This is a genomic window from Streptomyces flavofungini (assembly GCF_014650815.1).
In the GTDB taxonomy this organism is placed as follows: Bacteria; Actinomycetota; Actinomycetes; order Streptomycetales; family Streptomycetaceae; genus Streptomyces; species Streptomyces flavofungini.
On record NZ_BMVR01000003.1, the window covers coordinates 22,149 to 44,449 of the forward strand.

Annotated in this window: 17 protein-coding genes; 6 read left to right on the forward strand and 11 right to left on the reverse strand. The window is 72.9% G+C overall.

Features of this window, described 5'->3' with window-relative positions; all coding sequences use genetic code 11:
* Positions 1–114 precede the first annotated feature (114 nt).
* The 3 genes from IE274_RS07300 to IE274_RS07310 form a co-directional block, all read right to left on the reverse strand.
* Positions 115–1,272, reverse strand: a complete 1,158-nt coding sequence (locus IE274_RS07300) for an ROK family transcriptional regulator (protein WP_190115323.1) — start codon at positions 1,270–1,272, stop codon at positions 115–117.
* A 97-nt stretch (positions 1,273–1,369) separates the two neighbouring features.
* Positions 1,370–2,032, reverse strand: coding sequence for a response regulator transcription factor (locus IE274_RS07305; protein WP_190114799.1), 663 nt, complete (start codon positions 2,030–2,032; stop codon positions 1,370–1,372).
* A 162-nt stretch (positions 2,033–2,194) separates the two neighbouring features.
* Entirely contained in the window at positions 2,195–3,433 is a 1,239-nt protein-coding gene (locus IE274_RS07310; RefSeq protein WP_190114800.1) for a sensor histidine kinase, read from the reverse strand.
* Between the two features lie 108 nt (positions 3,434–3,541).
* Here IE274_RS07310 and IE274_RS07315 point away from each other — a divergent pair, with 108 nt between their 5' ends.
* The 3 genes from IE274_RS07315 (at position 3,542) to IE274_RS07325 (ending at position 5,742) form a co-directional block, all read left to right on the forward strand.
* Complete coding sequence (locus IE274_RS07315; protein WP_190114801.1) at positions 3,542–4,480, forward strand: ABC transporter ATP-binding protein; 939 nt, start codon at positions 3,542–3,544, stop codon at positions 4,478–4,480.
* The gene (locus IE274_RS07320) at positions 4,477–5,220 is read left to right on the forward strand and encodes an ABC transporter permease (protein WP_190115324.1); all 744 of its coding nucleotides are present in this window, start codon (positions 4,477–4,479) and stop codon (positions 5,218–5,220) included. The genes IE274_RS07315 and IE274_RS07320 overlap by 4 nt, the downstream gene beginning before the upstream one ends.
* Positions 5,221–5,286: 66 nt before the next feature.
* A complete protein-coding gene (locus tag IE274_RS07325) occupies positions 5,287–5,742 on the forward strand; it encodes a hypothetical protein (RefSeq protein ID WP_190114802.1) in 456 nt (151 codons plus the stop codon).
* Between the two features lie 107 nt (positions 5,743–5,849).
* Here IE274_RS07325 and IE274_RS07330 read toward each other — a convergent pair whose 3' ends face one another.
* From IE274_RS07330 to kdpB, 7 genes are all read right to left on the reverse strand, one after another.
* The gene (locus IE274_RS07330; RefSeq protein ID WP_229909333.1) at positions 5,850–6,899 is read right to left on the reverse strand and encodes an enoyl-CoA hydratase/isomerase family protein; all 1,050 of its coding nucleotides are present in this window, start codon (positions 6,897–6,899) and stop codon (positions 5,850–5,852) included.
* Entirely contained in the window at positions 6,896–7,993 is a 1,098-nt protein-coding gene (gene meaB / locus IE274_RS07335; protein WP_229909335.1) for a methylmalonyl Co-A mutase-associated GTPase MeaB, read from the reverse strand. The genes IE274_RS07330 and meaB overlap by 4 nt, the downstream gene beginning before the upstream one ends.
* 12 nt (positions 7,994–8,005) lie before the next feature.
* Complete coding sequence (scpA, locus tag IE274_RS07340; RefSeq protein ID WP_190114803.1) at positions 8,006–10,240, reverse strand: methylmalonyl-CoA mutase; 2,235 nt, start codon at positions 10,238–10,240, stop codon at positions 8,006–8,008.
* Entirely contained in the window at positions 10,237–12,090 is a 1,854-nt protein-coding gene (mutA, locus tag IE274_RS07345) for a methylmalonyl-CoA mutase small subunit (protein ID WP_190114804.1), read from the reverse strand. Before mutA ends, scpA begins: the two co-directional genes overlap by 4 nt.
* 155 nt (positions 12,091–12,245) lie before the next feature.
* Complete coding sequence (locus IE274_RS07350) at positions 12,246–13,091, reverse strand: GNAT family N-acetyltransferase (protein ID WP_190114805.1); 846 nt, start codon at positions 13,089–13,091, stop codon at positions 12,246–12,248.
* Positions 13,092–13,397: 306 nt separating this feature from the next.
* A complete protein-coding gene (locus IE274_RS07355; protein ID WP_190114806.1) occupies positions 13,398–14,207 on the reverse strand; it encodes an SDR family NAD(P)-dependent oxidoreductase in 810 nt (269 codons plus the stop codon).
* A gap of 308 nt (positions 14,208–14,515) precedes the next feature.
* On the reverse strand, positions 14,516–16,678 hold the full coding sequence (kdpB, locus tag IE274_RS07360; protein ID WP_190114807.1) for a potassium-transporting ATPase subunit KdpB: 2,163 nt from the start codon (positions 16,676–16,678) through the stop codon (positions 14,516–14,518).
* Between the two features lie 902 nt (positions 16,679–17,580).
* Here kdpB and IE274_RS07365 point away from each other — a divergent pair.
* Complete coding sequence (locus IE274_RS07365) at positions 17,581–18,264, forward strand: response regulator (protein WP_190114808.1); 684 nt, start codon at positions 17,581–17,583, stop codon at positions 18,262–18,264.
* A 79-nt stretch (positions 18,265–18,343) separates the two neighbouring features.
* On the opposite strand, the gene IE274_RS07370 is transcribed toward IE274_RS07365, so the two are convergent.
* Positions 18,344–19,189 carry an endonuclease/exonuclease/phosphatase family protein gene (locus tag IE274_RS07370; protein ID WP_190115326.1) on the reverse strand — a complete coding sequence of 282 codons (846 nt, stop codon included), beginning with the start codon at positions 19,187–19,189 and terminating at the stop codon, positions 18,344–18,346.
* A gap of 216 nt (positions 19,190–19,405) precedes the next feature.
* Between IE274_RS07370 and IE274_RS40330 the strand changes: the two genes are divergently transcribed.
* Both IE274_RS40330 and lysA read left to right on the forward strand, forming a co-directional pair.
* Entirely contained in the window at positions 19,406–20,059 is a 654-nt protein-coding gene (locus IE274_RS40330) for an SAV_915 family protein (RefSeq protein WP_372447181.1), read from the forward strand.
* 822 nt (positions 20,060–20,881) lie between these two features.
* Complete coding sequence (lysA, locus tag IE274_RS07380) at positions 20,882–22,252, forward strand: diaminopimelate decarboxylase (protein ID WP_229909337.1); 1,371 nt, start codon at positions 20,882–20,884, stop codon at positions 22,250–22,252.
* The last annotated feature ends 49 nt before the right edge of the window (positions 22,253–22,301 follow it).

Below are 22,301 nucleotides of genomic sequence, written 5' to 3' on the forward strand. Positions count from 1 at the left end.
CCTTGCGGCGGCGGAAGCCTGCTGGTGTCGACAGCCTTGTGGCGTCAAGCAAGCCGACGTCGAGCGGGAGAGCCGGCGGGCCCCACGCCCCGGGGACGTGAGCACTTCCGCGCCCTACTGCCGCGCGGTCACCGTGCCCTCCACCGCGAACAGCTCCTCCTCCACGTGGTCGAGCGCGAGCCGCAACGCGCCCGTGGCCACCGCCGCCTCGCCGAGCATCGACAGCGTCACCCGGGGCGGCCGCAGGCAGTAGCGGGCCAGCTCCCGGTGCAGCGGCTCCAGGACGCCGTCCAGGCCCGCCGCCCAGCCGCCCACCACGACCAGCTCCGGGTCGAGCGCGAGGACCAGCGCGGCCACGTCGTGCACCAGGCGGCGGATGAAGCGGTCGACCGCCGCCCGCGCCCGCTCGTCGCCCTCGCGCGCGTGGGCGAAGACCTCGGCGACCGCCTGCTCGTCCAGCGGGTGCAGCGGCTCGTCCGTGGTCGAGAGCAGCGTCTCCGGAGTCACCTCACGGCCCAGCAGGTGCAGCGCGCCGATCTCGCCCGCCGCCCCGCCGTACCCCCGGTGCAGCCGCCCGCCGATCAGCGAACCGGCACCGGGGCTCAGCCCGGCCAGGACGAACACCACGTCGTCCGACTCCGTCGCCGCGCCCTTCCAGTGCTCGGCGACCGCTGCCGCGTTGGCGTCGTTCTCCACCAGGACCGGACACTTGAAGGAGCGCCGCAGCCGCTCGCCCAGCGGCAGGCCCGTCCAGCCCGGCAGCGCCGTGCTCAGCCGCACGGAGCCGTCGGCCTCCACGATCCCCGGGCTGCCGACGCCGACGGCGCGCAGCGAGCCACGAGAGACGCCCGCGCGGCGCAGCAGATCGGCGACGGCGCTCCGCATCCGGTCGAGGCGCTCGTCGGCGGGTGCCGTCTCGGACACGTCCTTCGCCGCGGTGCCGAGGATCTTGCCGTCGAGGTCGGACAGGACGGCGGCGACGCGGTGCGGACCGATCTCGAGACCGAGCAGATGTCCCGCCTCCGCCCGGAACCGGAACTTCCGCGCCGGTCGACCCTGCCGCCGCGCGCCCCCCTCGTCCGCGTCCGTCTCCACGACGAGCCCGGCCTCGCTGAGCCCTTCGACCACGCCCTCGACGGTGGGCCGCGAAAGCCCCGTCACCCGGGTGATCTCGGTGAGTGTCGCGAAGTCCGCCGCACGCAGCGCGTGCAGCACGACCGCGGAGTTGATCCGCCGTAGCAGAGAAGGATCTCCGCCGGTCAGCCGCCCCAACGTCCGTCCTTCCATCCCATGCGCATGATGGGCGAAGAGTACTCGGAAGCCACCGATCGGGGCGAGTGCCGATCAGGCCGCCCGCAAGAGGGCCGGTTCAGCCCGGAGCCACGAAGCCGGATTCGTACGCCACGATGACGGCCTGGGTCCGGTCGCGCGCCCCGAGTTTCGCGAGCAGCGAGCTCACATGCGACTTCACCGTCTCGTTGCCGACGACGAGGCGCGCCGCGATCTCCGCGTTCGACAGACCGCGCGCCATCAGCCGCAGCACCTCCTCCTCGCGCCCCGTCAGCGCGGCCCGCTCCAGGGCCGCCCGGGCGTCCGGATTGCCCCGCTGCCGCCCGTGGGCGCCCGCAAGATCACGCACCGCAGCCGGGAACAGCAGCGACTCGCCCTCGGCCACCAGGCGCACCGCGTGCACGATCTCCGCGGGCCTGGCCCGCTTCAGCAGGAAGCCGTCGGCGCCCGCGCGCAGCGCCTCGTACACGTACTCGTCGTTCTCGAAGGTCGTGATGACGAGGATCTTGGGCGGGTCGGTGACCGTGCGCAGCACCGCGCGGGTGGCCTCGATGCCGTCGAGCAGCGGCATGCGCACGTCCATGGCGACCACGTCCGGCCGCAGCTCCCGCACCAGCGGGATCACGGCGGCGCCGTCCGCGGCCTCCCCGACGACCTCGATGTCGGGCTGCGCCTCCAGGACGGCACGCAGACCCGCGCGGACGAGGGGCTCGTCGTCGACGAGCAGGACGGTGACCGGCATTCGGTCAGCGTAGATCACGGGTTTTCCGGTACGCCGCCGAGTCCCGAAGCGAGCCCTACGGCCGCCGCGTCCCGAAGCGGGCGCTACGTAGGAAGTCGGCCGCTATGTGCGAAGTGAGCCTCTACGTAGTCCGTGCCGTCGTCGTTTCGGCCGTGGCTGCCGTCACGTCAGGGGCAGTTCGACGTGGACCCGCCAGTCGCCTTCGTGCGGCCCCGTGTGTGCCCGCCCGCCGAGCAGGGTCGCGCGCTCGCGGATCCCGCGCAGGCCGCTGCCGCCGCGCCCGGTGGGTGTCGCGGGCCCGGACAGGGCGTTGCGTACGTCGAGCGTGAGCAGGCCGTCGTCGGCGGCGACTCGGACGTGTACCGGCACCGGGCCCGCGTGCCGCAGGACGTTCGTCAGGGACTCCTGGAGCATGCGGTAGCCCTCGCCTGACACCGGCCCCGGCAGCCGGTCCACCGGGCCCGTCACCTCGGCCTCGACCTTCACCCCCGACGTGCGCGCGGAGTCAAGCAGCCGGTCGGCGTCCGCGAGCGTCGGCCGCTGGCGCGCGGGCTGGCCGTCCTCCCGCAGCACCCGCAGGACCCGCTCCAGGTCCTCCAAGGCATGGCGGCCGGTGTCCTCGATGGCTTCCAGGGCGCGCTCGGTGAACGCCGGGTCGGCGGTGGCCCGCGCGGCGCCCGCCTGCACCACCGCGACGGTCAGCGCGTGCCCGATGGAGTCGTGCAGTTCGCGGGCGATGCGGTTGCGCTCCAGGAGTTGCTCGGTGCGCTCCTCCAGGGCGGCGAGGCGCTGGGCGGGGGAGGGGCCGAGGAGGCGTTCGGCGATGGCTGCCACGAAGTGCCCCACCACGACGACGAAGCCGAGCAGGATCAGCAGCGGCACGGGGACGAGCAGCGCGTCCACCCACCAGGGGCCGTCCGCCAGCGAGGGGAAGAACAGCGCCGGATCCGCCGTCCGCTCCTGCGCCGTCGCACCGATCAGCGCCAGCGTCTGCCCGATGAGCAGCGTCGACGCGAAACCCGTCGCGCACCCCGTCTCCATGCGCAGCAGCAGCCAGAGCGCCGTGCGGCACCGCTCGTTCCAGGAGGCCGACGGCATGACGGAGACACCGGAGTCGACGCGCTCCGCGTCGGACGGACCGGCCGCCCCGCGCGCGTGGGCGCCGGGAAACAGCATCAGCCGCGCCTGCAGGCCCTCGGCCCGGCGCATCGCTGGCACCAGACCGGCCGCGATGCCCAGGGGGATCGGGAGGACGAAGAACCCCACGAACAGGTCGAGGGCCTTCGCATCCGAGATCCCGTAGACCGACGCGCACGTCAGCCCGGGGACGGCGCCGAGGAGCACGTGCAGCCAGCGGGTGTACGTGACCGCGCGGGCGAGCGGTCGCAGGAAGCGGGGCATGCCGTCATCGTGCCAGCACCCGCGCCGGGCCCGGCTCCCCCGCACGGGGGAGACGATCTCCCCGGGCGGGGGAAGCCGCCGCCCCGCGCCGACCGCGACGCTGTGCCCATGACCAGCATCGACGTCCAACAGCTCACCAAGGAGTACGGCACCACCCGCGCGGTGGACGACGTGACCTTCAGCGTCCGCCCCGGCCAGGTCACCGGCTTCCTCGGCCCCAACGGCGCCGGAAAGTCCACCACGTTGCGCATCGTGCTCGGCCTCGACCGGCCCACGTCCGGCACCGCCACCGTCGGCGGCCGCCCGTACGCCACGTACGACGAACCGCTCCGCCAGGTCGGCGCCCTGCTCGACGCGCAGGCCGCGCACGGGTCCCGCACCGCCCGCAACCACCTCCTCGCGCTCGCCGTGAGCAACCGCATCGCCCCCGCGCGCGTGGACGAGGTCCTGGAGGAGACCGGCCTCACCGCGGTCGCGGGCCGCCGCGTGAAGACGTACTCCCTGGGCATGCGGCAGCGCCTCGGGATCGCCGCCGCGCTGCTCGGGGACCCCGCCGTGGTGCTCCTGGACGAACCGTCCAACGGGCTCGACCCCGAAGGGATCATCTGGATCCGTGAGCTGATGCTGCGTCTGGCCCGCGAGGGCCGCACCGTCCTGGTGTCCAGCCACCTCATGAACGAGACCGCGACGTTCGCCGACCACCTGGTGGTCCTCGGCCGGGGCAGGCTGCTCGCGGACATGCCGATGCGGGAGTTCATCGCCGGGCACAGCCGACCGCGCGTCCGGGCGCGCACCACCGACCCGGCCCGGCTGCGCGCGGTGCTCGCCCGCGCGGGGCACGAGCTGACCGAGGCGGACGACGGCCGCTGGACGGTCGACGGCGTCCGGGCCGAGGTGATCGGCAGGCTCGCCGCCCAGGACGGCGTGCCGATCCTCGAACTCGCCGACGAGGAGGCCTCCCTGGAGGAGGCGTACCTCACGCTGACCGCCGCCGAGACGGAGTTCGCCGCGTCCGCTGCCGACCCCGCACCCCTCCAGGAGGCCTGACCGTGTCCACGTCCGCCGTGCTCCACTCCGAATGGATCAAGATCAAGTCGCTGCGGGGGAGCGTCGGCTCGCTCATCGCGGTGTTCGTGGCGACCGTCGCGATCACGGTCCTCGTCTTCGCCACCGTCGGCCGCGCGGAGGCCGACAACGCCGACGCCGAACCCCTCTTCGACGCCTTCTACGCGTTCAACTTCGGGCAGGTCGCCGTCATCAGCTTCGGTGCGACGGCCGTCAGCTCCGAGTACGTCAACAGCGCGCTGCGGGTCTCCCTGGCGGCCGTGCCGCGCCGGGGCCTGTTCTACGGGGCGAAGATCGCCGTCCTGGGCGCGGCGGCGCTCCTGGTGGGGCTCGTCACCAGCTTCACCACGTTCCTGGGCGGCCAGGCCTTCCTCGGTGAGTACGCGATCGGGCTCGGCCACCCGGGGGCGGTGCGCGCGTGCGTCGGGGGCGGCGTGTACCTCGCGCTGATGGCGCTGTTCGCGGCGGGCCTCACGGCGGTGCTGCGCAGCGGGGTCGCCGTGCTCGGCGTGCTGATCCCGTTCACCCTGATCGTCCCGTTCGTGCTCGGGGACATGTCGGGCGGCGCGGCCCAGTTCCTGCCCGGCCGGGCCGGACAGCAGATCCTGCACGAGGACCCCAGCGGAATGCTCGGCCCCTGGGCGGGTCTCGGGGTGACCGTGCTGTGGGCCGCGGCGGCGCTGGCCGCCGGGTGGTGGGCGGTGCGGCGGCGGGACGCGTGAGGCCTCGTCAGTCGTCCGACGCCTGACGGGCAGCCAAATGTCAGTGGCGGCGGCTTTACTGGACACATGAGCAGCGCAGACCACCTCGCCGCGATCGACCTGCTGCGCGCCCGGGACTTCCCCGCGGCGCCCGGCAGGTCGGAGCACGGCTACGGCGGACCCGGTTTCCACGTCGCGGAGTTAGCGACGCACGACCAGCTGTGGGACGACGACGGCACGGCCCACGAGGAGACGGAGGCGCAGTGCGAGGCCGAGCGGGACGCCTTGGCCGTGCTCCTCACCGAGCGCTGGGGCGAGCCGCAGGTCTTCGGCCTGACCGGCGTCCTCATCCGCGTCATGGCCCAGGAGGCCGACGGTGCGGGCGAGCCGATCCCCGACCCGTGGGCCACGCTCAGCGAATCCGTCCCCGACCTCCACCTGTGGCGGGTCGAAGGGCACTGGATAGCCCTGGGCGTCGCCCGCTGGGGTGAGCGTCTCGCCGTGCAACTCCTCGCCGTGATCACGGTGGTCGACCCGCCGTAGCCGGGAGCAGGCGCGGTCGGCGGTGAGGGCGAAGCCGGGAGCGGCGCCGTCAGCACGGCAGAGCCCTATCCGACGGCGCGCCAGGCCCGGGGTGCGGCTCCACCCGCTCAGGGACGCAGCCCCAACTCCCCATACGCACAAGGCCCGAAGAACCGCTCCACGGCCGCCTCCGTCACCGACCCCAGCTCGGCGGGCGACCACCGCGGGGCCCGGTCCTTGTCGACGACCTGGGCCCGCACCCCCTCCGGGAAGTCCGGCGCCGTCAGACAGGCGCACGACACCCGGTACTCCTGGTTGAGCGCCTCCTCCAGGTAACCCAGGGCCCGCGCCCGGCGCAGCGCGGCCAGCGTGACCTTCAGCGCGGTGGGGGAGCGCGACAGCAGGACCTCGGCGGTCTCCTTCGCCGCCCGCTCGCCACAGGACTGCAGGCGGTCGACGATCTCCTCCACCGAGTCGGCGGCGTAGCAGGAGTCGATCCACGCGCGGCGAGCGGCGAGTTCGCCCTCCGGCGCAGGCGCGGCGTAGGTCCGCACGGCGTCCGGCGCGTCGGTGTCCGCGAGCGCCGCCGTGAAGTCCGCGAGGCGCTCCGACGGCACGTAGTGGTCGGCGAGGCCGCACAGCAGCGCGTCGCCCGCGCCCATCGCCGTGCCGGTCAGCGCCAGATGCGTACCGAGTTCGCCCGGCGCCCGCGTCAGCAGGTGCGTGGCGCCGACGTCCAGGACGAAGCCGATGATCGTCTCCGGCATGGCGACCTGGGACCGCTCGGTGACGACGCGCACGTCGCCGTGTGCCGAGACCCCGACGCCGCCGCCCATCACGTACCCGTCCATCACCGCCACGTACGGCTTCCCGTAGCGCGCGATGCGGGCGTTGAGCAGGTACTCGTCGTGCCAGAACGCCGCCGACGCCGCGCCGCCGCCCGCGAGGATGTCCGCACGCACGGCCCGGATGTCACCGCCCGCGCACAGGCCGCGCTCACCGGCGCCCGTCACGACAACCGTGCGGACCGCGTCGTCGTGCTCCCACGCGGTCAGCGCCTCGTCGATGAGGCGGACCATCGGGTGGTCGAGCGCGTTCAGGGCGCGGGGCCGGTTCAGGACGATGTGGCCCGCGCGGCCCTCGACCCTCGTCAGCACCGGCGGTGCGTCGACACTCACTGAGCCGAGTCCTCCTTGGTGCCGGTGCCGGTGCCGGTGCCGGTGCCGGTGCCGGTGCCGGTGTCCGTGCTGGTGCTGGCGGTTCTGCTGGTGCCGGTGTCCGTGCCGGACGGCTGCTGGAACGCGTCCAGGATCCGCTCCGCCGCCGACGTCGCCGTCAGCGTCCCCTCCCGCACCCGCTGCTCCAGGTCCGGTGCGAGGCGTCGCACGTCGGGGTGGGCGTGCAGGCGGCCGAGGAGTTCGTCGCGCACCATCGTCCACGTCCAGTCGACCTGCTGGTCACGGCGTTTCGCGGCGAGGCGGCCGGTGGAGTCCAGGAGCGCCCGATGCTGTTCGAGCCGGTCCCAGAGGGTGTCCAGGCCCTTGGACTCGCGGGCGCTGCAGCTCAGCACGGGCGGCGTCCACGCGGCGTCGGAGGGGTGCATGAGGCGCAGGGCGCCCGCCAGCTCCCGTGCCGCCGAGCGCGCGTCCCGCTCGTGCGGGCCGTCCGCCTTGTTGACCGCGATCACGTCGGCCAGCTCCAGGACGCCCTTCTTGATGCCCTGCAGTTGGTCGCCGGTGCGGGCGAGGGTCAGGAGCAGGAACGTGTCGACCATGTTCGCCACGGCCGTCTCGGACTGGCCGACGCCGACGGTCTCCACGAGCACCACGTCGTACCCCGCCGCCTCCATCACCACGATGGACTCCCGCGTCGCCTTCGCGACGCCGCCGAGCGTCCCCGCCGTGGGCGAGGGCCGCACGAACGCCATCGGGTCCACCGCGAGGCGTTCCATCCGGGTCTTGTCGCCCAGGATGGAGCCGCCCGTCCGCGTCGAGGACGGGTCGACGGCGAGCACCGCGACCCGGTGGCCCAGCGACGTCAGCATCGTGCCGAGCGCGTCGATGAACGTCGACTTGCCGACTCCCGGCACGCCGCTGATGCCGATGCGCCGCGCCCGCCCCGAGTGCGGGAGCAGCTGTGTCAGCAACTGCTGGGCGAGCGCCCGGTGTTCGGCCCTGGTGGACTCCACGAGCGTGATCGCCCGCGCGATGTGCGCGCGCTTGCCGTCGAGCACGCCCTTCACATATGTGTCGAGATCGATCCTCGGTGCCATGGGCTCAGCGGCTCACAGCTCGCCACTGCCGGAAGCGGCCTCGCCGGGCAGTTCGTGGCCCAGACCGGCGGCGAGCCGCCGCACCAGGTCGTACGCCGCGTCGGGGATGACCGTGCCGGGCGGGAACACCGCCGCCGCGCCCGCCTCGTGCAGCGCCGCCACGTCCTGCGGGGGGATCACGCCGCCCACGACGATCATGATGTCCTCGCGGCCCTCCTCGGCCAGCTCCGCGCGCAGCGCCGGGACCAGCGTCAGGTGCCCCGCCGCCAGCGAGGAGACGCCGACGATGTGCACGTCCGCCTCGACGGCCTGCCGCGCCACCTCCGCGGGCGTCTGGAACAGCGGGCCGACGTCGACGTCGAAGCCCAGGTCGGCGAAGGCGGTCGCGATGACTTTCTGGCCGCGGTCGTGACCGTCCTGGCCCATCTTGGCGACCAGGATGCGCGGACGGCGGCCCTCGGCCTCCTCGAAGGACTTCACCAGCGCGCGAGTGCGCTCCACGGACGGCGACGGGCCTGCTTCGGTGCGGTACACACCGGAGATCGTACGGATCTGGCCCGCGTGCCGCCCGTACGCCTTCTCCAGGGCGTCCGAGATCTCGCCGACCGTCGCCTTCGCGCGGGCCGCGTCGACCGCGAGCGCGAGCAGGTTGCCCTCAAGACCGGGGCCCGAGCCGCGCTCGGCCGACGCGGTGAGCTTGCGCAGCGCGTCCTGGCAGACCGCCTCGTCGCGCTCCTCGCGCAGCCGCCGCAGCTTCTCGATCTGCTGGGTCCGCACCGAGGAGTTGTCGACCTTCAGGACCTCGATCTGCTCGTCGCTGTCCACACGGTACTTGTTCACGCCGATCACCGGCTGCCGCCCGGAGTCGATGCGGGCCTGCGTGCGCGCCGCGGCCTCCTCCACGCGCAGCTTCGGGATGCCCGCGTCGATGGCCTGCGCCATGCCGCCCGCCGCCTCGACCTCCTGGATGTGCTGCCAGGTGCGGCGCGCCAGGTCGTACGTCAGCTTCTCCACGTACGCGCTGCCGCCCCACGGGTCGATGACCCGGCAGGTGCCCGACTCCTGCTGGAGCAGGAGCTGGGTGTTGCGGGCGATGCGCGCCGAGAAGTCCGTGGGCAGGGCCAGCGCCTCGTCGAGGGCGTTCGTGTGCAGGGACTGGGTGTGGCCCTGCGTCGCCGCCATCGCCTCCACGCAGGTGCGGGTCACGTTGTTGAAGACGTCCTGCGCGGTCAGGGACCAGCCGGAGGTCTGCGAATGGGTGCGCAACGACAGGGACTTGGCGTTCTTCGGCTCGAACTGCTTGACCAGCTTCGCCCACAGCAGCCGAGCCGCGCGGAGCTTGGCGACCTCCATGAAGAAGTTCATGCCGATCGCCCAGAAGAACGACAGGCGCGGCGCGAACGCGTCCACGTCCAGCCCCGCTTCCCGGCCCGCCCGCAGGTACTCGACGCCGTCCGCGAGGGTGTACGCCAGCTCCAGGTCGGCCGTCGCTCCGGCTTCCTGGATGTGATAGCCGGAGATCGAGATGGAGTTGTAGCGCGGCATCTTCTGCGAGGTGAACGAGAAGATGTCGGAGATGATCCGCATCGAGGGCTTCGGCGGATAGATGTAGGTGTTGCGGACCATGAACTCTTTGAGGATGTCGTTCTGGATGGTCCCCGCCAGCTTCTCCGGCGGCACCCCCTGCTCCTCGGCGGCGACGATGTACAGCGCGAGCACGGGCAGCACGGCGCCGTTCATCGTCATCGACACGGTCATCTTGTCCAGCGGAATGCCGTCGAAGAGCTGCCGCATGTCGTAGATCGAGTCGATCGCCACGCCCGCCATGCCGACGTCACCGGTCACCCGCGGGTGGTCGCTGTCGTAGCCGCGGTGGGTCGGCAGGTCGAAGGCGACGGACAGGCCCTTCTGGCCCGCCGCGAGGTTGCGGCGGTAGAAGGCGTTGGACTCCTGAGCCGTGGAGAAGCCCGCGTACTGCCGGATCGTCCAGGGCTGGTTGACGTACATCGTCGGATACGGACCGCGCAGATACGGCGCGACGCCCGGGTACGTGCCCAGGAAGTCCAGGCCCTCCAGGTCGGCGCCCGTGTACAGCGGCTGGACGGCGATGCCCTCCGGGGTCTCCCACAGCAGGTCGTCCGCGTCCTTGCCGGTGGCCGTCTCGACCGCGGCGCGCCACTGCTCGGCGGAGCCCCGCGGGGCCGCGTCCGGCTCCAGGCCGATGCCGGAGAAGTCGGGGATCGTCATGGCGCCACTCCCATGAGGTCGAGGGTGGAGGTGAGCACGGCCACGGCGTCGCAGCCGGCGAAGACATAGGCGTCGACGTCCCCGAACTCACCGGGCCGTCCAGCAAGGAATACCCGCTCCGCGCCCGCCGACTTCAGCGCGGCGGCGACCGCGGCCGCCTCCTCCGCGTACAGGGCGTCACTGGAGCACAGGCAGGCGACGCGCGCACCACTGGCCAGGAAGGCGTCGGCGGCGCTCGCGGCGTCCACGGACACCGGGTCGTGGACGGCCTCGATGCCACCCGCCTGGAAGAGGTTCGAGGCGAACGCGGCGCGCGCGGTGTGAGCCGCGGCCGGGCCGAGGGCCGCCAGGAACACCTTGGGGCGGGTGCCGGTCCCGGCGAGGTGGGCGTCGGAGCGGGCCCGCAGGGCTTCGTACGCCTCGTCGCGGCGCACGCGCGGCAGGCCGCCCGTCGGACCGGCGGGAGCGCTCTCGCGCCGCACGGGCTTCTCGGCGAGGTTCGGGAACTCGCTGACGCCCGTGATGGGTTCGCGGCGCTTGGCGAGCTTCTTGCCGCGCTCCGCCCACGTCGCCGCCAGCCGGTCGCCGAGCAGACCGGAGCGCAGGGCCGCCGCCTGGCCGCCCGCGCGCTCGATCTCCTGGAAGAACTCCCAGGCGGCGTGCGCGAGTTCGTCGGTGAGCCGCTCCACGTAGTACGAGCCGCCCGCCGGGTCGATGACCCGCGCCAGGTGTGACTCCTCCAGGAGGATCGTCGAGGTGTTGCGGGCGATGCGGCGCGCGAAGGCGTCCGGCTGGCCCAGGGAGTGGTCGAACGGCAGCACGGTGACCGCGTCCGCGCCGCCCGCGCCCGCGCTCAGGCAGGCCACGGTGGTGCGGAGCATGTTCACCCACGGGTCGCGGCGCGCCATCATCACCGGCGAGGTCACCGCGTGCTGGCGCTGCGCGCCCGCGTCGACGTCGCCGCTCGCCTCGGCGACGCGCGCCCAAAGGCGCCGGGCCGCGCGGAGCTTGGCGATGGTCAGGAACTGGTCGGCCGTGGCCGCGTACCGGAACTCCAGTTGCGCGCACGCCTCTTGCAGGGTGAGGCCCGCGCCGGTCAGGAGTCGCAGATAGGCCACGCCGGTCGCCAGGGACGCGCCCAGCTCCTGCGCGGCCGAGCCGCCCGCCTCGTGGTACGGCAGGGAGTCCACGGTGAACGCGCGCAGGCCGCCGTACTCACGGCCGCACAGCCGCGCCAGTTCGACGGCCGCCTCCGACTCCAACTCCTGTCCCGTGCGCGCCTCGTACGCCAGCGGGTCGGCGCCGAGGTTGCCGCGCGCCGCGTCCTTGGCGACGCCCGCGGCCTCGATCAGGCGCAGCAACTCACGGGCGGCGGGCCCGACATCGGCTCCGGCGTCGAGCACGATCGGGGCCAGGTCCAGATAGACGCCGGCGAGCGCCCGCTCCAGGCCGGACACCGGCAGCGCGTCCGGGCCGAGGGTGAGCCACAGCGACGTCACGCCGTTCTCGAGGTCGGCGAGGATCGACTCGTTCGTGCGGACGGGGTCGCCCGTCGTGTGCCGCTGCCGTACGTCCCAACCGGTCGCGGCACCGCCCGCGGCGCGTCCGCCGCGTACGAACGGGGCGAAACCCGGATGGCCGACATCGGCCACCGCGTCACGGGCGGTGTACAGGGGGCGGGTGCTGAGCCCGTCCTCGAGCGCGGTGGACAGCGCTTTCTCCGCCGCCGTCCCCGATACGTCCTTACCCGACTTCCGCAGTACGCCCTCCACCAGGCGTTGCCACTGCTCATGGGTCGCATCAGGGAACTCGGCGGCCAGGGAAAGCCCGTCGTCAGGCTGGACCGTCATGTTCCGATGCTAGGGCTCAATCAGGGCCCTATGCCCGGGCACCGCTGTGACCTTGCACTCTCCCCGTCAGTCTTGAACTCGGCCAGCCCGCAAGTTATTACCCGCAGGTAATATATAGGGGTTTCGTAGGGGTCGCAGCGGTGCTCCGCACGCCTTCAAACAGGGGTTTTCGCCGACATCCGCGGGGTGGCCTGGGCGGGGACCAACCCCTGTCCGGCGGTGTGGCCGATGTCGGCGCCGGTGCCGCGCGGGGCGCCGCCGGTGACGTAGTGGGTGTACTCGCGCTCCAGGCGGAACCCGGCCGTCCAGGCGAGCAGGCGACTGGGCCGGTTGGCGCGGGCACAGGACCAGCTCGCGGTGCGGCCGCGGGCCGAAATGTCCGCCGTGAGCGCGGCGACGCAAGCGTGCGCGAGGCCCTTGCGGCGGTGCTCGGGCGCGGTGGCCACGGCCACGTCCTCGTACGCGTCGCCCGCGAAGTAGGCGCACGCCACGGCCACGGCCCGGTCGGCACGGTCGAAGGCGGCGACGGCGTGCCCGGAGGCGGCCAGCGCCGAGGGGCCGCCCCAACTGGAGTGGATCCAGCCCGAGTCGGGCCAGAGCGCCGCGAGTGCGAGCGCGTCGTCACTCGTCACCCGGCGCACCCGCACCCCGCGCGGCGGCCGGGGCGCGACGGCGCGCTCCCGGTGGACGTACACCATGCGCTCGTCGGGCACGAGGCGGTCGAAGGCGGCGGCGAGCACGGGCAGGAACCGTGCCGAGGCCACGACATGACTGGTCGTGAACTGCGCGAGGCCGCCCGGAGCCACCGCGCTCGGGTCGCCGCTGAGCAGCACATGACCGGCGCAGGACACCGCGAGGGCGCGCGGCGCGTCGGCGCGGTCGGCCCACCACTGGCCGGTGCCGTGCGCCCGGACGTGCTCGGGCAGCGCGGCCGTGCCGGCGGCTCCGGCGGCGAACCAGCTGGTGAGGGCGGGAAGTCGGTGCCGCGGGAGCGGGATCACGGGGTGGTCCTCCGGGAGGGGCGTGGGGCGGGCGTTCGGGAGTGCGGGGTGGCGCCGGAGCTCTGGCGCGGTCGTCCGAGGGCGGTGCTGCGGTCGGCCGGGGGCCGGGGTGGGACGGGGGATGCCCTGGGTGCGGTCGGTGCGGGGCTCTGAGGCGGTCAGCGGTGCCGTCCCCGGGTCTGGAGGACGGCACCGCTGACCAGGTGGCGGCAGGCTAGCTCCCTGCCTTGCTGCCGTGGTTGGCCTTCTTCCTACGGCGGGCTCTCTTCTTGCGTGCGCGCTTGGACATCCAGGCGTTCGACTCCTTCAAGAGGTGTGGCCCACCAGCAGGGCGGCGAGCTTGTTCAGACGCTTGACGGTGCGGTCCTCCAGGGCGGCCGCGGCCGGCTCGACCCGCTCGGAGCGGTCGTAGTACGCGCCGTTGACGATCTCCGTGGCCGGGTCGCACAGGCGCACCACGTGCGCGGCGCCCGCGGTGGCCGACGTGCCCTCGTGGGCGTACAGCGGCAGCAGCGCGGTGTCGCACACGCCGGGGTGCACGGACACGGCGGTGACGCGCGGGTCGGCGGCGAAGACCGTGAGCGCGAGCTGCGACTGGGCGTAGGCGGCCAGGCGGGAGTAGCGGCGGGCGCGGTTCGGGTCGCTCCACTGGATGGACGCGGTGCGGTGCAGCGACGACGAGACGTTGACGACGCGGCCGCCGGGCTCGCTGGTCAGGGACGCCTCCAGCAGGCCGGTCAGGAGGAAGTGGGCGAGGAAGTTCACCTGGAAGGCGATCTCGTTGCCGTCGGCGGTGATGGTGTGGCGCTCCGGCGCGGCCATGCCCGCGTTGTTCACCAGGACGTCCAGGTGCGGGTGTTCGGCGACGACGAGGGCAGCGAGCCGCTCGACTTCCTCCAGATGGGTGAAGTCGGCGGCGAGGGCGCGCAGCCGCGAGGCGTCGATGCCGGCCATGGCGATGAGCCTGTCGACGGCGGCCTGGGCCTCGTCGGCGGTGCGGCCGTGCACGAGCACGGTGACGCCGCGCTCGGCGAGGAGGCGCGCGGTCTCGTAGCCGATGCCGGAGGTGGCTCCGGTGACGAGCGCGGTACGCCCGGACAGTGAGGCAGAAGACATGTCTGATCCTGTGGTGGAGGCATGCCGGGGCAGCCCTCGGCGAGGGCTTGCGGCATGCGCTGCGAAAAGGCCGTGCGCGCTCGTCAGGAGCGCCGGTCACGGCGGGGGAGGGTGCGGTGCGGCGTCAGCGCACCGTGCTGTGAACAGGGCGCGGGACCGGCACCGCCGTATGAGGCGGCCGGTCGTCATGGCGCACGAAGCAGTTCACGTCGTTCATCTAACTGGCCCGTGAGCGGGGCTTCAAGTGCCGCTCACGGGCTTTGACGGGGCCCTGATGTGCGGGCCCGCAGGGGTGGCCGTCAGGGGCCTCAGCTGAGGCCCGGGAGCGTCGACACCACCAGGTCGATCAGTTTGATGCCGAGGAAGGGCAGCACGAGCCCGCCGAGTCCGTACACCGCGAGGTTGCGCCGCAGCAGGTCGTGCGCGGACGCCGGGGTGTAGCGCACGCCGCGCAGGGCGAGCGGGATCAGCACCACGATGATGAGCGCGTTGAAGATGATCGCCGAGGTGATCGCGGACTTCGGGCTGTGCAGCCCCATGATGTTGAGCGACTCCAGGCCCGGGTAGGCCCCCGCGAACATCGCGGGGATGATCGCGAAGTACTTGGCGACGTCGTTGGTGATCGAGAAGGTGGTCAGCGCGCCGCGGGTGATCAGCAGTTGCTTGCCGATCTCGACGATCTCGATGAGCTTGGTCGGGTTGGAGTCCAGGTCCACCATGTTCCCGGCCTCCTTGGCGGCCGAGGTGCCGGTGTTCATGGCCACGCCGACGTCGGCCTGCGCGAGCGCCGGGGCGTCGTTGGTGCCGTCGCCGGTCATTGCGACGAGCTTGCCGCCCTCCTGTTCCTTCTTGATCAGGTCGAGCTTGTCCTCGGGGGTCGCCTCCGCGAGGAAGTCGTCGACGCCCGCCTCCCGGGCGATGGCGCGCGCCGTGAGCACGTTGTCACCGGTGATCATGACGGTACGGATGCCCATGCGGCGCAGCTCTGCGAACCGCTCCCGGATGCCGTCCTTCACCACGTCCTTGAGCTGGATGACACCGAGGACCCGCGGCCCGTCCCAGTCGTGCACGGCGACCAGCAGCGGCGTACCGCCGGCGGCGGCGACGGAGTCCGCGAACATCCGCGCCTGCGGCGGCACCTGGCCGCCGCGCAGTTCCACCCAGGTGATGACCTGGGCCGCGGCACCCTTGCGGATGGCGCAGGCGGCCCCGTTGTCCCAGCGCAGGTCGATGCCGCTCATCCGGGTCTGCGCGGTGAACCCCACGAACTGCGCGTTGGCCAGCTCGCCCCGCGCCGGTGCGCGCAGCCCGTACGTGTTCTTGGCGTGCACGACGATCGAGCGGCCCTCGGGCGTCTCGTCGGCCAGCGAGGAGAGCTGGGCGGCGTCCGCCAAGTGCAGTTCGTCGACGCCGGGGAGCGGCATGAACGCGTCCGCCGCACGGTCGCCGAGGGTGATGGTGCCGGTCTTGTCGAGGAGCAGGGTGTTCACGTCGCCCGCCGCCTCGACCGCGCGGCCGGACATGGCGAGCACGTTGCGCTGCACGAGCCGGTCCATGCCCGCGATGCCGATCGCGGAGAGCAGCGCGCCGATCGTCGTCGGGATCAGCGTCACGAGCAGCGCCACGAGCACGGTTGTGGGCTGCGCCGCGTCCGCGTACGAAGCCATCGACTGCAGGCTGACGACGACGAGGACGAACACGATGGTGAGCGCCGCGAGCAGGATGTTGAGGGCTATCTCGTTCGGCGTCTTCTGCCGGGACGCGCCCTCGACGAGGGAGATCATCCGGTCCAGGAAGGAGTGCCCGGCGCGCGAGGTGACCCGTACGACGATCCGGTCGGACAGCACCGTCGTACCGCCCGTGACGCCGCTGCGGTCCCCGCCCGACTCCCGGATGACCGGCGCCGACTCACCCGTGACCGCGGACTCGTCGACCGCGGCGACCCCGTCGACGACATCGCCGTCCGCCGGGATCAGCTCGCCCGCCTCGACCAGGACGAAGTCGAAGGGCCGCAGCTCGGTGGCGGCCACCGCCTCCGTCTCCGCGTCCCGCAGGTCGGTGCCCACCCGCCAGTTGTGCCGCAGGCGCAGGGCGACCGTGTCCGTACGCGCCTTGCGCAGCGCGAGCGCCTGCGCCTTGCCCCGGCCCTCCGCCACCGCCTCCGCGAGGTTCGCGAAGAAGACCGTGAGCCACAGCCAGACACCGATGATCCATGAGAACACCGACGGGTCGAACACCGCGGTCCCCGTCGTGATCACCGCGCCGCAGCCCACCACGAACAGGACGGGGTTCTTGACCAGCGCGCGCGGGCGCAGCTTGCGCAGCGCGTCGGGGAACGACTTGAGGATCTGCACGGGATCGACGAGGCCGCCGGGGCGCACGCGCCGACGGCCGGGACGGCTCCGGGGACTGCGCCCGGACGACTGGCTCTCGGGCGCCGGGGGAGCCTGCTGCGGGGCGGCGGGAAGCATCGGTGGAGGTGACTTTCTGGTGGGGGAGCGGCCACGGAGCGCGGCCGTGCGGAGAGGAAGCTAGCCGTCCCCAGCACACCAAATCGCCTTCGCAGCGGGGAATTTACGACCCCCTGACAGGCCTTCTTGAACATCCGTCAAGCCTTCGTCAAGAAGGCCTGGTGGTGCATCAGGAGGGCGTCAACAAAACCGGGAAGGGCTGCGGCGGACCCAAGAATGATCACCACGGGGGAACGGGCGAACGAGTCCGTGATGTGAGGTCGAGAGCACGTGACGATCACGGCCGGCAGTGCGCACAGTCCAGATGCGGGGGCCGGGACTGTGCCCGCAGCACATCAGGATCCGGTCGTTCGTCCACAGGGATGTCCCGACCCGCGGCTCAGAGGGGGGCCGCGGGCCGGGCGTCCCCAACGCCCTGACATCCGGCTGGCGTTACGGCGCCTGGGACGCCGTGGTCGACGGCGAGGCGCCCCGCCCCACGCCGCCATGACGGGCCGTCATGTCCTTGGTGTCGCCGGGCATCGCGACGCCGACCCGCGCCCAAGACGCCCTGGGCGCCCTGTGGTTGGGCCACTGGGGCTACGACTGGCGACCGGCCGTGCAGTCGCCGCGTTCGGACGGCACCCGCGGGACACCGGGGTGAGCGGGCGACACCGGAACGATCAGCTCCCGCGAGGTGCGGCGATCTGGTGAACGAGGCATGGCCACACCGTAAGAGAGGCGTCAACGGTATCCCGACCGCCGTATGAGAGGCGTCAAGAGCGACAGCGAACCCGCTGGTGGGCGCTTTGCTTCACAGGACCGCATCATCTTGTGGGCCCCGCCCGCAACAATCTTGTGGGCTCGGCCCGCAACAATCTTGTGGGCTCGGCCCGCACGCACTTTCAGGAGGCGGCACACCGATGACCCGGGTGCTGGTGGTCGAGGACGACCCACAGCTCGTACGGGCTCTGGAGATCAACCTCAAGGCACGCAAGTACGAGGTGGACGCGGCGGTCGACGGGGGCACGGCCCAGCGTCTGGCAGCGGCCCGTCCGCCGGACGTGGTCCTGCTTGATCTCGGGCTGCCCGACATGGACGGCATCGACGTGGTGAGGTGGCTGCGGGGCTTCAGCCGCGCCCCCATCCTCGTCGTGTCCGCCCGCCAGGCCTCCGACGAGAAGGTCGCGGCGCTCGACGCGGGCGCCGACGACTACATCACCAAACCGTTCAGCATGGACGAACTCCTCGCCCGGCTGCGGGCCGCCGCCCGCAGAACCCACTCCGCGGAGCGCGGCGAGACCTCCGTCCTCGTCGAGACCGAGGGCTTCACCCTCGACCTGCTCGCCAAGAAGGCCTTGCGCGACGGCCGCGCCGTGCGCCTCACCCCCACCGAGTGGCACCTCCTGGAGGTCCTGGTCCGCCACCGCGGCCGCCTGGTCAGCCAGCAGCAACTGCTCGGTGAAGTCTGGGGACCCTCGCACAGCACGCGGACCAACTACCTGCGGGTCTACATGGCTCAACTGCGACGCAAGCTGGAGCCGGATCCGGCGCATCCGCGACATCTGATCACGGCGCCGGGGATGGGGTATCGGTTCGAGGGGTGAGGGGGCCGGTCGCCGGGCCTTGGCGGGGGCGGCTGATGTTCCGGCGGGTCTCAGGGCGCCGCTGATGTTCCGGCGGGTCTCAGGGCGCCGCTGTCGCGCTGCCCGCCGTCCCGGTGTCGCGCAGGTCGGCCACGACCGCCGCGTGGTCGGACGGCCAGACGCCGTCCACCGGGCCGTCGCCCGCGCGCCGTACCGCGCGCACCGAGCCGAGGCCGCCGGGGCCCGGCGGCCCGACATGGATGTAGTCGATCCGGACACTCGGTTCGTACGTGGGCGCCACGTACGGGTTCGCCGCGTCCCAGGTGGCGGACGCAGCGCCCGGCTCGGCGTACTCCCAGGCGTCCAGCAGCGACTGCCCCGCGACGGGCGGCGCCGTACGGTACCCGCCCAGGAGCCGGATCTCGTCCGAGTCCGGCCAGGCGTTGAAGTCACCCGTGATGACGGGCGGGAACGCGGTGCCGCCCCGGTGCCTGGCCACGAAGGCGGCGAGCGTCGCGACCTGCGCGCACCGCGCCGCCGACTGCCACGGGGCGGACGTCAGATGGGTGGTGAAGAACGGCACCTCCTGGCCGGGCGCCGCCAGCCGCGCGTACAACGCGAGCCGGCCGTCGTCCTCCGCCCCGTCCGGCGGCGGCAGCTGTACGACCGCCCGGTCCGCCACGGGCCAGCGGCTGAGGACCGCGTTGCCCATGGCCACCTCCGGATCGCCGATCCGCCGCTGCCACCGCCCGGGCGCCCGCGACGGCTCCCACGTCCAGTGCAGGCCCAACTCGCCCGCGAGCCACCCCGCGACGTTCTCGCCGTCGCGCTCCCAGACCTCCTGCAGGCCGACGACGTCCGGCCGCAGCACGCGCAGCACAGCGAGAATCGCCTTCCGGCGCTGCTCCCACGGCCCGAATCGCCACCATACGTTCCACGTCACCATGCGCACGTATGCCCTCACTCGTCCAGGTCGGTGTGCCGGGCCGCGCGTCAGCAGAGTGTCAGCGTGCGCCGAATTGCCGTCAACGGCTCGTCAGTGCCGGTCGGTTGACACCCCGTGCCGGGCATACCGTCACTGTGTGCCCGGTGCCCGCCACCGGATCCACGGCGACCGCCCAACCCTACGAGGGCCTGCCGAGGCTCCTCAAGGAGGAATTCCATGACGCAGCAGCTGGTGTGCGGAGAAGACCCCGAGCCTTGCGAACGCGGCCCGGCCGGACCGCTGTTCGTTCCCGTCCGGCCGGGACCCGCGGGCTGTGTCGCCCGCCTGTTCCGCACCCCTGTCGGCGACCGCACGGCCGTCGCCTTTACGACACCGCAACGCCTCACCGACGAACTCGGCGCCCGGCAGCCCTGGATCCGGCTCTCCGAACCCGCCCTCCGCGCGCTCACCGAACCACTCGGCGTTCCCCGGGTCACGGTCGACCCTCGCCTTACGCCGGGCTCGGCGACTCCGGGTCGTACGTCCGCCACCACAGGTCGTACGTCCGCCACCACGGGTCGCACCTCCGCTGCCCTGGGGCGCACCTCCGCGACCGCGGGTCGCACGTCCGCTGCCACAGGTCGCACTTTCGCTGCCACGGGCCACACTTCGGCCGCCACCGGCCGCACCCCGGGCTCCCCGGCCCCTCGGCGCACCCCGGCTTCGTCCGCCCCACGGCTCACGCCCGCCGCACCCCGGCCCGTGGCCGCCTCCGCGGACAGTGCCCCGCGCACCTCCCGCTGGCGGGACTGTGACCCACAGGCCGTCGGCGCGCTGCGCGTCACCGGAGCGGCGGCGCTGGTCGGCGCCCTGACCGCCTGGATCGGCTGACCCGGCGTTCCCGCGGACTGAGGACAGTGCTTCCGCTACGTGAGGCCGGTGCTGCCGCACCCGGGGTTGGTGTTCCCGCGTCCGCGGCCGGTGTTGGCGCGCCCGGGGACGGGGTTTCCGTAGCCCGAGGGCAGCGCTCCCGTAGTCCGAGGGCGGCACCCCCGCATGGCGGGGACCGGGATCCCGTAGCCAGCCGACAGGGTCTCCGCAGCCCGAGAACTGGGTGCCGACGGGCCGTGGAAACCAGTGCACCGCAGGCGCCGGAGAAGCCGAGGTCAATGGTGACGCCACCGCCACCGCCACCGTCGTCGCAGTCGCAGTCGCAGTCGCAGTCGCAGCCGCCGCTGAAGACGGTGCGACTGGTGCTGCCGCAGACGTGGCCGAGGCTGCTGACGACGGGACTGGCGACGCTGACGCCGCCATCACCGCTGCCGAGGCCACCTCGGACGCCACCGCCACCGCCACCGCCACCGCATTCGCCCTCGGTCCCGGACCTCCCGACAGGGCGTGAGCGGCCGCAGCCCAGGAGCGAGCACGACTGGCACCGGAGGCCAGCACGACTGGCGCCCGGGCCAAGCACGGCGGGCGCCCCCGGCGACCACAACTGCCTTCCGAGGAAAGCACGACCAGCCCGACCAGCGCTCCCGGCGAGTACAACTGCCGTCCGAGCCAAGCCCAACTACCACTACCGCCCCAGGCGACCACAACTACCGCCCGAGGCAAGCACGACCGACGCCCCCGCAGGAGCACAGGCACCTGAGACGAGAACGACGACGTGAAGACGACGACGTGAAGACGACGAGGCGAAAAGAGAAGCCAGCCATGACCCTTGCGGACATCCCCGCCACACCCGGCCACCCTCCGGTCGCCGTCGACGCCCCGCCCGTGGACGCGGCCGACGACCTGACCGTGTGGCCGCACTCCACCACGCGGCTCGCGCACGGAGACCTGGCCGTCGGCGGCGTACCGCTCACCGCGATCGCCGACCGCTTCGGCACCCCGGCCTACCTCCTCGACGAGGCCGACGTACGCGAGCGCTGCCGCACCTATCTGCACGCCTTCCCCGACACCGACGTCCTGTACGCGGCCAAGGCGTTCCTGTGCCGCGCCATGGCCCACTGGGTCGCCGAAGAGGGCCTGGGCCTCGACGTCTGCTCCGCCGGTGAACTCGAACTGGCCGTCACCACCGGCTTCCCCGCCGCCCGCATCGTCCTGCACGGCAACGCCAAGAGCCCCGAGGACCTGCGCTCCGCCCTGCGGCTCGGCGTCGGACGCATCGTCATCGACAGCGCCTCGGAGATCGCCCGCCTTGCCGCCGCCGTACCGTCCGGCAGCCGCCAGAAGGTCCTCGTCCGGGTCGTCCCCGGCATCGCCGCGGGCGGCCACAGCAAGATCCAGACGGGCACGGACGACCAGAAGTTCGGCCTGTCCATCACCGACGGCTCCGCCCAGCACGCCATCGCCCGCATCCTCGACCAGCCCGGCCTCGAACTGGTCGGCCTGCACTGCCACTTGGGCTCCCAGATCACCTCCGACAAGCCGTACCTGTGCGCCGTGCGCCGCCTCGTCGGGCTGATGGCCCGCATCAAGGACCATCACGGCATCACGCTCCCCGAACTGGACCTCGGCGGCGGCCACGGCATCGCCTACCGCCCCGGCGAGGACGCCCTCGACATCACCACCCTCGCCCGCAAGGTACGCGTCGAACTCACCGAGAGCTGCGCCGCCGCGGGCCTGGCCGTACCCCGCCTCGTCGTCGAGCCCGGCCGCGCCATCGTCGGCCCTGCGGGCGTCGCCCTCTACCGCGTTCTGTCCGTCAAGCGCACCAGCGACCGCACCTTCGTCGCAGTCGACGGCGGCATGAGCGACAACCCACGGCCCGCGCTGTACGGCGTGCGCTACCTGCCTCGCCTCATCGGCCGCCGCTCCACCGCTGCCTGCGCCCCCGTGACTGTCGTCGGGCGCCACTGCGAGGCGGGCGACGTACTCGCCACCGACATCCAACTCCCCGCCGACACCCGCCCCGGCGACCTCCTCGCCGTCCCCGTCGCGGGCGCCTACCACCTCTCCATGGCCTCCGGCTACAACCTCGTCGGCCGCCCCCCGGTGGTCGCCGTCGCCGACGGCCACGCCCGACTCCTCGTGCGCCGCGAGTCCCTGGAGGACTTCCGCAGCCGCGACGTCGGCCTCTAGCCGCGGTCCTGCGCTCTCAAGGCCGGACGGCGACGCGGCCGGGCACCCG

Excerpts from the sequence above, each read along its gene's own strand:
- IE274_RS07355 (WP_190114806.1), bottom strand. The coding sequence starts at position 14,207 with ATGTCTTCTGCCTCACTGTCCGGGCGTACCGCGCTCGTCACCGGAGCC.
- kdpB (WP_190114807.1), bottom strand. The coding sequence starts at position 16,678 with ATGCTTCCCGCCGCCCCGCAGCAGGCTCCCCCGGCGCCCGAGAGCCAG.
- lysA (WP_229909337.1), top strand. The coding sequence starts at position 20,882 with ATGACCCTTGCGGACATCCCCGCCACACCCGGCCACCCTCCGGTCGCC.
- scpA (WP_190114803.1), bottom strand. The coding sequence starts at position 10,240 with ATGACGATCCCCGACTTCTCCGGCATCGGCCTGGAGCCGGACGCGGCC.
- mutA (WP_190114804.1), bottom strand. The coding sequence starts at position 12,090 with ATGACGGTCCAGCCTGACGACGGGCTTTCCCTGGCCGCCGAGTTCCCT.
- IE274_RS07370 (WP_190115326.1), bottom strand. The coding sequence starts at position 19,189 with ATGGTGACGTGGAACGTATGGTGGCGATTCGGGCCGTGGGAGCAGCGC.
- IE274_RS40330 (WP_372447181.1), top strand. The coding sequence starts at position 19,406 with ATGACGCAGCAGCTGGTGTGCGGAGAAGACCCCGAGCCTTGCGAACGC.
- IE274_RS07305 (WP_190114799.1), bottom strand. The coding sequence starts at position 2,032 with ATGCCGGTCACCGTCCTGCTCGTCGACGACGAGCCCCTCGTCCGCGCG.
- IE274_RS07315 (WP_190114801.1), top strand. The coding sequence starts at position 3,542 with ATGACCAGCATCGACGTCCAACAGCTCACCAAGGAGTACGGCACCACC.
- IE274_RS07365 (WP_190114808.1), top strand. The coding sequence starts at position 17,581 with ATGACCCGGGTGCTGGTGGTCGAGGACGACCCACAGCTCGTACGGGCT.
- IE274_RS07310 (WP_190114800.1), bottom strand. The coding sequence starts at position 3,433 with ATGCCCCGCTTCCTGCGACCGCTCGCCCGCGCGGTCACGTACACCCGC.
- meaB (WP_229909335.1), bottom strand. The coding sequence starts at position 7,993 with ATGGCACCGAGGATCGATCTCGACACATATGTGAAGGGCGTGCTCGAC.
- IE274_RS07325 (WP_190114802.1), top strand. The coding sequence starts at position 5,287 with ATGAGCAGCGCAGACCACCTCGCCGCGATCGACCTGCTGCGCGCCCGG.